This window comes from Eisenibacter elegans DSM 3317, from assembly GCF_000430505.1.
In the GTDB taxonomy this organism is placed as follows: Bacteria; Bacteroidota; Bacteroidia; order Cytophagales; family Microscillaceae; genus Eisenibacter; species Eisenibacter elegans.
Genome location: NZ_KE387153.1, coordinates 46,178 through 57,851, shown reverse-complemented (window position 1 = coordinate 57,851; position 11,674 = coordinate 46,178). Strand labels below are relative to the sequence as shown.

Annotated in this window: 12 protein-coding genes; 6 read left to right on the top strand and 6 right to left on the bottom strand. The window is 46.3% G+C overall.

Annotated elements, in window-relative coordinates:
- Positions 1-228 precede the first annotated feature (228 nt).
- Positions 229-1,575 carry a toxin-antitoxin system YwqK family antitoxin gene (locus G499_RS0113870; RefSeq protein ID WP_161627759.1) on the bottom strand — a complete coding sequence of 449 codons (1,347 nt, stop codon included), beginning with the start codon at positions 1,573-1,575 and terminating at the stop codon, positions 229-231.
- A 161-nt stretch (positions 1,576-1,736) separates the two neighbouring features.
- Here G499_RS0113870 and G499_RS0113865 point away from each other — a divergent pair, with 161 nt between their 5' ends.
- Positions 1,737-2,855: a BamA/TamA family outer membrane protein gene (locus tag G499_RS0113865; protein WP_035727771.1), complete on the top strand. Its 1,119-nt coding sequence runs from the start codon at positions 1,737-1,739 to the stop codon at positions 2,853-2,855.
- A gap of 186 nt (positions 2,856-3,041) precedes the next feature.
- Here the strand turns inward: G499_RS0113865 and hisC are convergent, their stop codons facing one another.
- Positions 3,042-4,118 (bottom strand): histidinol-phosphate transaminase, encoded by a 1,077-nt coding sequence (gene hisC / locus G499_RS0113860; RefSeq protein ID WP_027000439.1) that lies wholly within the window; start codon positions 4,116-4,118, stop codon positions 3,042-3,044.
- A gap of 251 nt (positions 4,119-4,369) precedes the next feature.
- Here hisC and G499_RS0113855 point away from each other — a divergent pair, with 251 nt between their 5' ends.
- Positions 4,370-5,419, top strand: coding sequence for an aminotransferase class I/II-fold pyridoxal phosphate-dependent enzyme (locus G499_RS0113855; protein WP_027000438.1), 1,050 nt, complete (start codon positions 4,370-4,372; stop codon positions 5,417-5,419).
- Between the two features lie 15 nt (positions 5,420-5,434).
- Here the strand turns inward: G499_RS0113855 and G499_RS0113850 are convergent, their stop codons facing one another.
- Entirely contained in the window at positions 5,435-5,854 is a 420-nt protein-coding gene (locus tag G499_RS0113850; RefSeq protein ID WP_027000437.1) for a hypothetical protein, read from the bottom strand.
- 197 nt (positions 5,855-6,051) lie between these two features.
- Between G499_RS0113850 and G499_RS0113845 the strand changes: the two genes are divergently transcribed.
- Both G499_RS0113845 and G499_RS0113840 read left to right on the top strand, forming a co-directional pair.
- The gene (locus tag G499_RS0113845) at positions 6,052-6,711 is read left to right on the top strand and encodes an SRPBCC family protein (RefSeq protein WP_027000436.1); all 660 of its coding nucleotides are present in this window, start codon (positions 6,052-6,054) and stop codon (positions 6,709-6,711) included.
- A 43-nt stretch (positions 6,712-6,754) separates the two neighbouring features.
- Complete coding sequence (locus G499_RS0113840; protein ID WP_027000435.1) at positions 6,755-7,270, top strand: hypothetical protein; 516 nt, start codon at positions 6,755-6,757, stop codon at positions 7,268-7,270.
- A 688-nt stretch (positions 7,271-7,958) separates the two neighbouring features.
- On the opposite strand, the gene G499_RS0113825 is transcribed toward G499_RS0113840, so the two are convergent.
- Entirely contained in the window at positions 7,959-8,492 is a 534-nt protein-coding gene (locus G499_RS0113825) for a TPM domain-containing protein (RefSeq protein ID WP_027000433.1), read from the bottom strand.
- 31 nt (positions 8,493-8,523) lie between these two features.
- Positions 8,524-9,633 (bottom strand): mechanosensitive ion channel family protein, encoded by a 1,110-nt coding sequence (locus G499_RS0113820; protein WP_027000432.1) that lies wholly within the window; start codon positions 9,631-9,633, stop codon positions 8,524-8,526.
- Between the two features lie 137 nt (positions 9,634-9,770).
- Here G499_RS0113820 and G499_RS0113815 point away from each other — a divergent pair, with 137 nt between their 5' ends.
- Positions 9,771-10,178: an STAS/SEC14 domain-containing protein gene (locus tag G499_RS0113815; RefSeq protein WP_027000431.1), complete on the top strand. Its 408-nt coding sequence runs from the start codon at positions 9,771-9,773 to the stop codon at positions 10,176-10,178.
- 10 nt (positions 10,179-10,188) lie between these two features.
- On the opposite strand, the gene G499_RS0113810 is transcribed toward G499_RS0113815, so the two are convergent.
- A complete protein-coding gene (locus tag G499_RS0113810; RefSeq protein ID WP_027000430.1) occupies positions 10,189-10,767 on the bottom strand; it encodes a SiaB family protein kinase in 579 nt (192 codons plus the stop codon).
- Positions 10,768-11,060: 293 nt separating this feature from the next.
- Between G499_RS0113810 and G499_RS0113805 the strand changes: the two genes are divergently transcribed.
- The gene (locus G499_RS0113805) at positions 11,061-11,651 is read left to right on the top strand and encodes a PepSY-associated TM helix domain-containing protein (protein WP_051296266.1); all 591 of its coding nucleotides are present in this window, start codon (positions 11,061-11,063) and stop codon (positions 11,649-11,651) included.
- The last annotated feature ends 23 nt before the right edge of the window (positions 11,652-11,674 follow it).

The window sequence follows — 11,674 nt, the reverse complement described above, 5'->3', positions numbered from 1 at the left end:
TTAGAGGTTTAGGAAGGGCTGCCAAGGCAAAATTTGGAGACTCTTCTTTCGACTACTTTTGGCGGTGCTTTGAATAAGCAAATTAAATGTAATTCAAAGATATATCAAAATTATTTGAAAACCTAAGCCAAAAACAAAGAACAGAACCAAGAGGAAAGGAGCATACAGTAGCGATTTCGTATCAAATAAACACGATAAGTGATGCTTTGCTTGGTTGGCACAGCAGCACTATTGTTGTTCTTTTTCGGAGATAACTTCGCCTTTGTTGTTGTAACTGACGATTTTATGTGGTTTGCCGTTTTCGTGATAGTATTGCCAATGGCCGAAGCGGTTGTTGTATCGGTAAGTACCTTTTACTTTGATTTGGCCATTGGGGTAGTAGGCTTTATAGTCTCCCAGTTTTTGGGTTTTGCGATAGGGGATTTCTTCGGAGAGCTTGCCCTGGTCGTCGTATAGGCGTACATAGCCCATTCTTTCGCCTTGGGCATACTCTTCTTCGCGAGCGGGTTTGCCGTTTTCGTGGTAGTGTTTTTGAGTGCCTTCCAACTTGCCGTCCTTGTAGGTTTCTACCAAACGGATTTGGCCATTGGGGTGATAGTATTTTCTTGTTCCGTAGGGCAGTCCATTGCGGTATTCGGCGGCTTCTCGCAGCGTACCGTCGGGATAATACAGCTCTTGGCTGATGTTTTGCTCGTTGTTGGTATAAGTGGTTTTTTCTTTGGTTTTCCCATCAGCATAATAACTCAAGACTGTTCCTTGTCTTGCGCCACGCTTGTAGGTAGCTTTTTGGAGTAGTTGGCCGTTGGGGTAATAAGACAGGTACTCTTGGTCGAGAAGGCCGTTGAGGTAATAACATTGCAACACCAGTTGGCCGTTGCGGTCATATTGTTTGAACTCGCCGGTGCGCTGGCCGTTTTGGTTTTGGGCAATGATTTGGGGGCTGCCATCGTCGAAATAAGTACGAAAAATACCATTGCTGATGCCATCGAGCAGTTCTTCTTCTGATTTTAGTTGACCGTTTTCGTGATAAGTATAGTACATACCGTTGGGCTTCCCGCCGATGAATGTCCCCTCTTCTTTGACCTGCCCACTACGGTAGAAAACCCTCATTTTGCCCTCTACTTGCCCGTTTTGAAATTCGGTTTCTTTACTTTTGTAGCCATCTTCAAACACAGCCAAAAAGCCTTGTAAGGTATCTTGTCGATACTCACCTTGTTGATAAGGCTGCCCGTCGGGCATATAAATGGTAAATGCACCTTGGCGTAGGTTGTCTACAAAGGTCAACTCACTCTGTTTGGTGCCGTTTTCGTAATATGTTTTAAACACACCTTGCTTACGGTTGTTTTCAAACAGCCCTTCGGTGGCCAAGTTGCCGTTGGGGTGGAAGCGCTTGTATTGGCCCTGAATCAAGGTATCGCCTGCTGGGGTAATATCAGCTTGGTATTGCTCTTTGAGCTGTTGGCTGGGGTGGTCATAGTATTTGGTAACCTCAAGACTGCGCTGGGCTTGTGTCGATAGCGAGACCAAACAGCATAGGGTGAAAACTAACAGGGTTTTGAAACAAAGGTGGTACATATACATCGCTCAAGTTTAGGCCAATGAAAAGAAGAAACGGGGATGAAAAGCAAAATTAGATTTTTGTTGCTGTATGAACGAATCATCGCCCAAAATTCATACATTAGCAAGCAAAATTCTATCATTCGTCTCTGTTGCAGATTTATTTTACAAACATCCTCATGTTCAAACAGACTTTTTTGTGGCTTTTGTGCGGTGTATCCTGCCTGGGGATGTGTTCGGTAATGGCGCAAGACCTCAACCTCCCCGCCGAGGCTCCTACTGATCGCGAAAAGAACTTACACTTTATCCCCTTACCGGTATTGTATTATGCCCCCGAAACAAGTCTTGGCTTTGGAGCGTTGGCTTCTTTCAACTTTAAGATAGGAGATGATTGGGACAATACCCGCACCTCTAACGTACGTAGCTATCTGCTATATACGCTCAACCAGCAGTTGGATATCAATGCGATGTATACGCTTTTCTCCGCCGGAGAGCGCTACCTGACGCGGGGGCAAGTGTCATACTCGCGTTTCCCTGAGTTTTTCTATGGGGTGGGCAATGACTTATCCGACGAAAACGAGGAGTTGGTCGATTATCGGCGTATCCGCCTAGAGCACCGCCTAGCCAAGCAAATCTTCCCACATTTTTTTGTGGGGGCGCAATATCGCCTCGCCTATCTGTATGATCTCGTGGCTGTGCCCGGGGGGATGCTAGAGGGCGGCAATATCACCGGAAGCCAAGGTTATACACTTTCAGGACTGGGATTGGCGGCGGTGTATGATACCCGCGACAACATTCTCAACCCTACACGAGGGGTTTATCTAGAGCTTTCGCACCACAGCTACCTACAGCTCTTGGGCAGCACCCAAAGCCCTAGTAGTTTGTTGGTCGATTTGCGCAAGTACGTCGGCCTTTTCGACAGCAAACATGTACTGGCTTTCCAAGGCTTCGGCTTTTTCAATGCGGGGGATGTGCCCTTCAAAGAAATGGGAGAGATGGGAGGCACAATGATTATGCGGGGCTATTACAATGGCCGTTACCGTGCACCACATCATTGGGCTGTACAGGCCGAATACCGTGCCCCTGTGGTTTGGCGCTTGGGACTGACTGGCTGGGCAGGGCTGGGTGATGTCTCTGATGAGCGCGGGCAGTTACGGTTTGATAACCTAAAGCCCAACTATGGCGCAGGGTTGCGCTTTATGATTGATACCGAAGACCGTGTAAACATCCGCCTCGATTATGGTTTTGGCCATAAGGGCATCAGTGGGTTTTATCTCGACATTACGGAAGCATTTTAGATGACTAGGGGCAAACCAAACGCCATAGGCTTAGCCATGTGCCATTATAAACACACGCCACTGGACATTTTTCAAACCCACAGTTAAGACTGTGGGCTAAGTCTTATTTTAACTCCAAAATGAGGCCTCAGCTTGTCTCAGAGCTACTTTATCCAAAAATGTCCAGCGGTGTGACCGAAACACCAATTAGTACAACTGTTCGGTATATTCGTAGAGCGCTTGTAGTAGTAGTTCGTTTTCTTCTGGAGTACCTACCGTTACCCTCAGGCAGTTGTGGCAGAGGGGTTGGTTGCTACGATTACGCACCACTATTTGCCGCTTGAGCAAGTACTCATATAGTTCGTTGGCATTTTTGACACGCATCAGGATAAAGTTGGTTTCTGAAGGGAAAATCTCCTCTATGAAGCTGAGCTTTTGTAGCTCTCCTGACAAAAACCAGCGTTGTTCCCTGATTTCTTCTACCATCAATTCCTTTTCTGAAGCATGTTGGAGGGCGTGAAGGGCTGCTTGCTGGGTATACTCGTTGATATTGTATGGGGGTTTTATCTTGTTGAGTATCTGCACAATAGGCTCGCTAGCGAAGGCCATCCCTAGGCGCAAAGCAGCCAAGCCCCAAGCCTTGGAGAAAGTCTGCAATACAACCACATTGGGGCAGTCGTAGAGCAGGCGCAAGGCCGAAAACTCGCGCTCATCACAGAAATCGATATAAGCCTCATCTACTACAATGATGCCCTCAAAGTGTTGGGCCAAATATTTCAGTTCTTCTATTCTTGCTACCACATTGCCTGTAGGGTTATTGGGAGAGCACAAGAAGACCAGTTTGGGCTGTTCTTTGCGTGCATGTTGGAGCACACGCAGGATGTCGAGGCTGAAATCTTCGTTGAGATTTTCGCGCAGTACCCGCACATCATTGATGTTGGCCGATACTTCATACATTCCATAAGTAGGAGGGGTAATGAGGATGCTGTCTTGGCCGGGTTCGCAAAAAGCCCTGATCAGCAAGTCGATAGGCTCATCACTACCGTTGCCCAAGAAGATATGTGTAGGGGCTACACGTTTGAGACGGGCAATTTGTTGCTTGAGCGCCTGCTGATGTGGGTCTGGGTAACGGTTGTAGGCCTGATTTAGCCCGGTAGAGCCAAAAGGGTTTTCGTTGGCATCAAGATACACCTCGGCCTTGGCCTGAAACTCATCCCGAGCAGAGGAGTAGGGCTTGAGGTACAAAATGTTTTTGCGGAGTAGCTTTTCGAGCGTGAAAGCCATAAAGTGTAAAGTTTTGAAAATATGTGTTTGAACAGTAATGGCGCTGATTAGGTTACAAAATTACACAAAAAACACGGATAAGTACCCTTGTGCCTAGGCTTGTTCAGAGATTTTGCCAAGAGTTTGTGCTTTTGCCCAGAAAAGCGTAGCTTTCTATTTAGCTAATCCCATCAAAGTTGGTTGGGGAAATGTATGCGCTGAAAATCCTTGACAATCAAGTAAATCTTGGTACAACTTAGTGAATCTGTTTTATGCTTGACTGGTATTTTGATACGTTTTGGCCTAAACTCCCCACAACAGCGGATTTGCCTCAAGACCCACAGCTCGATTTTGGCCGTTTGGGCTTACATCAATCTCCCCCCGAAGGGTTACAGAAATACTTGGCCAATCGGTGGGAAAGTCTTACACATTACCCCCAGACGCTGTCTGAGGCCGTAAAGCAGGCCTTGGCCAAACATCACGGGCTGCCGGCAGAGCGTTTTTTGCCGCTCAATGGCCTTTCGGAAGGGATATATCTGCTGGCGCAAGCTCACGCCGGTGCCAAAAGCAGTGTTTTGAGTCCATATCAGGGCTTGCTGCATCAGGCGCTGACAATGTACGGACATCAACTGACGATACAAGCACAGTGGCAACAGCTTTCTGCCACAGACTTGGTCTGGATTGCCAATCCGAATCCTGTTACGGGTAGTTTGTTGTATTTGGATGAGTTAGAGGAGCTTTTGTTACAATACTGCAACACACTCTTTGTAGTAGATGAGTCGTTTATTGCCTGTACACCCAATGTCGGAACTTGTGTGCGTCTAGTGGGCAGGTATCCCAACTTGACTGTCTTGCGTTCTTTTACTGTAGCCTATGCCGTTCCCGGCTTGAGAGTAGGGTATGTTGTCGGCTCCGCACAGCTGATACGTAGTGTGGCAGCCTATCAAATCCCCTTTAGTGTCAATGCAATGGCTCTGGAGACCATGCGCTACTTTCTCAGTCATAAGGAGCAGGTGGAGTTTGATGTAGAGGCAGCTTATGGGCGCGCATTGGCACTCACAAAGATGCTCCGGCAGTTACCGGCTATGGAAGTGCAACATCATCATACGCACTACCTAATAGCGAGGGTATTGCACAAACCCGAAACAGAGGTCAGCAAGTATTTGACCCGTCAAGGAATGGCCTTGCGCAATCTCTCAGAAGTGAGAGGCCTAACGCAGGGATTCTTTGGCGTTGTGGCTAGGGGAGAAGCTGCCAACCTCCAACTGTACCAAGCCCTAGAAGGCTATTTGGCACAGAACCCACCCCCCCAGAAAAAATGATGTTTGAGACAGACGCTAAGGGCTTGTTTTGATGCTGTGTGCCACTAAAACCTCACAACTCACATCAGCTATAGGATGTTGGCTCATCGGGTCGTTAGGAGGGCGGATACGGCGATTTTCGACATACCCTCTGATACTCACCTGTTTGTTGAGGAATGAGTGGATGTTGAGATTGGGGCTATCAGCTGCCGCATCTACTACCAGCTCTTGGCCATCGGCCAATACCAATACCCAATATCCACTGCCTCCGGCGCAGTAGCTTTGCACTGTTTTGCCCCATTGTTTTTGGATGAGCTGCCCGGAGAACAACTGCGTTTCACTACGAGACAATACCTCGTGCCGAGGAGTGTCGGCTGTTTGTTGTTTGCCCTTTTGAGCCCAAAGGCTCAGGCTGCCCAATAAAAGGAAGAGGGCGAGGATGAATGTTTTTTTCATTACTCCACAGATTTGGCCAATAAATAATACCTTCGTGCTTTATTGGCCAAAACGTAGTCAAAGTCAAAAGGTTGTTCCGCTTGGTCTCAACAAAAAAAAGCTTGTATGGTTATACCCCTTTGGACGCACCTATTTTGACATATGTCTACATTGGCTCAAAACCCAAATCTCTGAAATCGAAAGCTATCCCCTGTCTTATGAAACAGTTTGTGCTATTGTTATACATCTGCCTGTTGCCATACTTGAGCGGCGCCCAAACGGCCAAAATTGATCCTAGTTGGGAGTTAACCAAGACCGAGGACGGTATTATGTTGTATCGGAGGCCATACAAAAACACTAGCGATAAAGAGGTATTGGCTGTAATGACGGTTTCGGCAAGCCTCAGCGCACTCGTAGCCTTAATCAAAGACGACGAGGCCGCCCCGCAGTGGATCAACCGGATGAAGACCTTTCAGACTTTGCCCAATGCTCAGGAAGCCAAGTGGTATACTTATGGAGAGCTGAGCCTTCCTTTCCCGTATTACAACCGTGATTTGGTGAGTGAGAATATTCTCACGCAAAACAAACAAACCAAACAAGTACAGATCAATATCCGCAGCCGACCACAATACCAGCCTGAAGTTCAGGGAAAAGTCCGAATTGTGGTGGCTGAAGGTGCTTGGATTTTCACCCCCCTCCCCAACAAGGGTGGGGTAGAGGTACAGTATATGTTCTATGCTGCTTCGAATATCAGCTTGCCCAAGTGGGTTACAGAGCCGCTGGTCATCAAAGGAATCATCAGTACCATGCGCAATATGCGCTTATTGCTCCAACAACCCAAGTATGCCCAAACGCGTTTGTCATACATTGAGGAATAGCGTATCTTGCCCAAAGATTGACTAACAAAAAATTTATTTCTTTATGAAAAACTATATTAAGATAGCCGTTTTGTTGCTCTTAGCTCTGGCTTTCAATGCCTGCAAAAGTAAGAAACCAGAAGAAATGCTTGTAGGCACCTGGCAGTTTGATACAGCAGCTATGAATCAAGCCTTAGACGAGGCGCTCAAAACACAAGAGTGGGGAGCGGAGCAAAAAATGCTAATCGAAATGCTCAAAATGCAGACTTTAGACGGCTTACAAAAAGCTACTCTGACCTTCGAGCCAAAAGGCTTTCTATGGCAAAACGAAGGGGCATCGCTCAAGGGGCAGTGGGCAATCTCAGAAGATAACAAATCTATTCTCTTGACTTTTCAGCTCCCCCAACAAACCTACACACAAAAACTTGATATAGAAGAAATTAGCGAGAAGAAGTTGATTTTGTTTGTGATAGATGACGCACCCAACACACAAACAACACCAGACAGCACAGACAAACAAGCTCCTTTTCAACTCAACTTACCGACCAATCGCTGGGTGTTGACTCCAAAACAACAATAGTCAATAAAACCTCTATTTTAGCACAAAATGGAGGTTTTTGTAAATTTAGCCCCAGACTAATAGGCTTGGAGAGGGGTTGATGATATACTCATAGGTATCAACTTTATTTAGTGTCCTAATCACAGGAACACACATCGCTCGATATTTTCCAACCCCATAGTGAAAACGCGGTGGGTTAAAGCCCCAATACAACAGGGAGTGGGGGGCAAGGCAAAATACTTGAGCATTAATCGGTATAGATAATCTTTTCTCTAAAAATTGTCCCTTTCCACAAGGTAAGTACGACTTGCTTTTTGGAAATAGTGTGTCTATCCGTTATGTGGAACTAAAAAGTTACAAAACAAGTACAGCATTAGGCAATGACGCAGTCAAGCGACTCATTAACTATCTTGCGAACATCGAAAAGCTTTCCGAACTCCGCTATGTATTCAATGCCAAAAACTCTCTGATACAGAAGCCAAAGAAAAAATGCAGGCGGTGTTTCAAGGAAGCAGGAAAGTGGGACGATATTTTTGATGTGCTCTTTATCAGCTTTTTGGCTAAAAAGTAACAGTTCGACGGGCAATTTTAGCAATTTATATCAGGATTCATAGGATTTGATTTTCTTGATTCTCAAGGATTTGCAGCACATATATTTCCCAAACCAATTTTGGTTGGGTATATACCATATGGCGGAGTATTTTGGCTTTCAGTCTGTTGAAGTTTCGTCAAAGCTGAGAACAAAGTATTTGATAAAAGTCCGAATGCCCACAAAGTAGCCATAATCGAGACAAGCTGGGGCAAAAATTTCCCCCATCAGGTATTGGATTCGTTCGTTTGATAGCGGCGGGCTGACCAAGCTGGAGGCTTCCATCCATACTTCTTGGGTCGACTTGTCAAACAGTACAATAGCAGCACGACCCGCTGTGCGCCTACCCAACTGCCAAGCGATGGCCGTGTGGAGGGTGGCCTTGGGGAGTGTTACGGCTTCCGGTAGGCCTTCTACCAAGACAATGACCAATTCAACTCCGAGGCTATCAAGACAAGCCTGAAGGTCGCGGTCTATCCAGCGGGATTCCTCTATGCTACATAGGTCGGCTAGGTCATTGAATTGCATCAAAGGTACAGGCCTAGGCACAAACCAACCTAGGCTGTCGGCGCTTGTCTGTGCCGATAACTCTCCAGCAAGACTCCAACAAAGGCATAGGAGCAAATACAATGTTTTTTTTAAGGTGAACTTCATAATAACAAATTTATGAGTAAACAACAAACTATCACAAGCCACCAGCGGAAGGTGTTTGGGCGGCAGTTTTGAGTTCAATGGTTTGTGTGGGGAAGGCTATCGAAATACCGGCAGCGTCGAACCTCTCCTTGACTTGTTTGTGAAAGGCATCCCGAATATCCCGTTTCTGTCTGGGGTTGGCAATAGCTGTTTCAAAGGCAATGAAGAGGTCTAGCGAGTAAGCATTGAATTGTGTAAAGTTGATTTCATAAGAATCGCGGACTACGCCGGGGGCATTGTCTAGGGCCTCTTTGATAAGATTTTTGGCCTGTTGTAGCTGCGCCAATGTGGTGTCGTAGGTCAGGCCTATGGTAATCATATCTCGGGTATCAGGGTAGGCGCTGAAGTTGGTAATCATACTTTCGGTGATGAGGTGGTTGGGGATGGTTACATATTCTCCCCTGAAGGTTTTGAGGCGGGTAGAGCGCAGGCCGATGCTTTGGACAGTACCTTCGGTGTTGTTGATAATGACCCATTCGCCAAGGCGAAACGGTTGGTCAAACATAATGACAAAACCACTGAAAATGTTGCGTAAAACCTCCTGCGATGCCAAAGCCATAGCCAACCCTCCTAAACCTAGGCTAGCCAATAACGAACTGACGTTATAGCCAAAATTGCTCAAAACGATGATTGTTGTCAAGACAATCAGGCTGTACTTGAGTACTAGGCGAATCAGGGAGAGGACGTGCTTTTGGAGGGTATCTGTGCTTTGATTTTGGATGCTCGTATAACGCTGTGCGAGCGCATCCAAGAAGCGAATCAAAAACCAGGCAAACAAGATAGTAATGCCATTGACAACGAGGATATTAATGCTTGTATCGAGCCATTTGACCAACACCAACTGCGCAGCCGCCAAATACAGACCCACCAGCACAATCACCCCTACGATAGGCTCCTCAAACTTGTCTATAAAAATATCGTCTAAATTAGTCTTGGTTTTGCTTGTAAGGCGGCGGACATATTTTTTGAAAAAATAATAAACCACCCTTGCAGAGGCCAGAAAACCGGCAAAAATCCCCAGAAATAGCAAGTACTGCTGGATTGTATTGCCAAAATAACTTTGCTGTGCATATTGTTCAAAAAAAAGCCGTAGTGTTTCCATAGGTTTAGTGCTAAATAAGGGGGAGGCAACTTACTGACGCTGAATATAACGAGATTGGGGATATTTTTTGATAAAATTATTTGAAAACCGCCGGAAGCGGTGTATTTTGCATATAATCTCCTAAACTTAAAAAATCTATGATAGTATTTGAAAACAGCTTCATTTTTTTGGATTATGACGAGGAGCAGTCATTGGTAATGTTTGTGTATAAGCCCGAAACGACGGCTCATATGACGGATGAACAGTTTCAGGAGAATATGCGCCAATATGCCGACATTGTAGAGCAGAACAAGCCCACAAGGCTAATAGTAGACAACCGGGAGCTGCGCTATACCATCATCCCGGAGATGCAAGACTGGGTGTCGCAGGAAATAGCCCCACGCACAACAGCACTCAAAAAGTTGGCCTTTATTGTCAGCAAAGACCTCTTCGCCCAAGTATCTATGGAGCAGATGATGGAAGAAAAGGCCGTCTCAGAGGTGTACAATGTCCGTTACTTTGACAGCTTTGATGAGGCCAAAATTTGGGTGTTTGCCAAAGACTAAGCCGTAAGGCTTATTCATCATAAAGCTTGACACCGAGGGTCATAAAATAGTGTTGCTTGTCTACAGGAGTCAGCGATATTTCAGGGGCATTGCCGGAGCGGCGCGCAATATCAATCAATCCGATATTGCCTCCGCTCTTTTTTTGCTCGTGAGGTTTGGCGCGTTGCGATTTGTAAAACTCCTTCAGTTCATCGCTATTCATTCCGGCAATCTTGAGGCAACGCTCTTGCACTCGTTCGCCATCTTCACGTTTGATTTTATTGCCCGAGATAATTTCAACACCTACAGGGCTTAGGATATTACGCACCAATACAATACCGTGACCAATCTCCTTACCGTCGCGCTTGGAGAAAGTACGCTCAGCAGAGTGGATGAGAATGTTCTGGGTCATTTCAATAAAAATCGAAAACAAACGTTTGCTAAAAAGCAGGCTAGGGTTATCGGTTTTGCCTTCGAGCGCCATTCCAAGGTCGATCAAAATACCTTGCGAAAAGGCTCCATTATAAGCCATAATCACGTGGTCGGTTTTGAGGCGTTGGTAGTAGTTGAGGGTATCAAGCGATGAAGATGGGGTGGGAGCAGAATTCATAATAGAGGTTCATGACAAAGGTGTGTGTGATGTCTGAGTATATTTTGGCTTAGTGTGCTAGAGATGTATTGATGTTTAAACGATAATTGTCTTCATACGGTTGTCAACTAAATTAGCGCTTTTGCTGTAGCCCTACAAACAATAATCGACCAATGGCCTCAGCCAAGAGACCAAAAGCTTGTTTGCATCTATGTAAGTATTACTGGAAGCGATGGACAGCAGGCGGTTTTTGTTCAAGTATTGTGAGGATATGCGTATCTTTGTCGAGAGACACAAAGCGCCACACACCCTTGATGAATCAAATACCTCGAAATATACCAAGAGCATCTACAGAACAAATAGCCGCTCGCACACGCTGGTATAGGCGCTGGCACAGGCGTTTGTCTATCTTGAGTTTGGCAGCCATATTATTGGTCAGTATCACGGGGATACTCCTTGCTTGGAAAAAGCCTGTAGGCCTGATGCCGCCCACTCAAAAGGCCAAGTCCGAAGCACCGGCCATCAGTCTTGACAGCCTACAGTTAGCCGCCAAGCGCTATGTTCGGGATAGCTTAGCCTTAGATGATACCATCGAGCGTATAGACATCCGCCCGACCAAGGGCGTAGCCAAAGTGCGGTTTGAGCACCACTACATAGAATTACAACTAGCCTTACACGACGGGCAGGTATTGCAGGTAGCCACCCGCTATGCCGATTGGGTAGAAGCCCTACACGACGGCTCTCTATTTGATCGATACCTAGGCATCAAAAGCGAGGCTGCTAAGCTGATTTATAGCACGTTGGTGGGCGGCGGGCTGCTTTTTTTGTCGCTCAGTGGCTTTTGGCTTTGGTACAATCCGCGCCGCCTGCGGCAGCGCAAGCGGGTTACCAAAGCAAGAGGTTAAAGCATCAAAATATACCCAAGCTT

Coding starts and splice junctions, on each gene's coding strand:
- G499_RS0113870 (WP_161627759.1), bottom strand. CDS start 1,575: ATGTACCACCTTTGTTTCAAAACCCTGTTAGTTTTCACCCTATGCTGT.
- G499_RS0113845 (WP_027000436.1), top strand. CDS start 6,052: ATGAAACAGTTTGTGCTATTGTTATACATCTGCCTGTTGCCATACTTG.
- G499_RS0113855 (WP_027000438.1), top strand. CDS start 4,370: ATGCTTGACTGGTATTTTGATACGTTTTGGCCTAAACTCCCCACAACA.
- G499_RS0113825 (WP_027000433.1), bottom strand. CDS start 8,492: ATGAAGTTCACCTTAAAAAAAACATTGTATTTGCTCCTATGCCTTTGT.
- G499_RS0113815 (WP_027000431.1), top strand. CDS start 9,771: ATGATAGTATTTGAAAACAGCTTCATTTTTTTGGATTATGACGAGGAG.
- G499_RS0113820 (WP_027000432.1), bottom strand. CDS start 9,633: ATGGAAACACTACGGCTTTTTTTTGAACAATATGCACAGCAAAGTTAT.
- G499_RS0113810 (WP_027000430.1), bottom strand. CDS start 10,767: ATGAATTCTGCTCCCACCCCATCTTCATCGCTTGATACCCTCAACTAC.
- G499_RS0113805 (WP_051296266.1), top strand. CDS start 11,061: ATGAATCAAATACCTCGAAATATACCAAGAGCATCTACAGAACAAATA.
- hisC (WP_027000439.1), bottom strand. CDS start 4,118: ATGGCTTTCACGCTCGAAAAGCTACTCCGCAAAAACATTTTGTACCTC.
- G499_RS0113850 (WP_027000437.1), bottom strand. CDS start 5,854: ATGAAAAAAACATTCATCCTCGCCCTCTTCCTTTTATTGGGCAGCCTG.
- G499_RS0113865 (WP_035727771.1), top strand. CDS start 1,737: ATGTTCAAACAGACTTTTTTGTGGCTTTTGTGCGGTGTATCCTGCCTG.
- G499_RS0113840 (WP_027000435.1), top strand. CDS start 6,755: ATGAAAAACTATATTAAGATAGCCGTTTTGTTGCTCTTAGCTCTGGCT.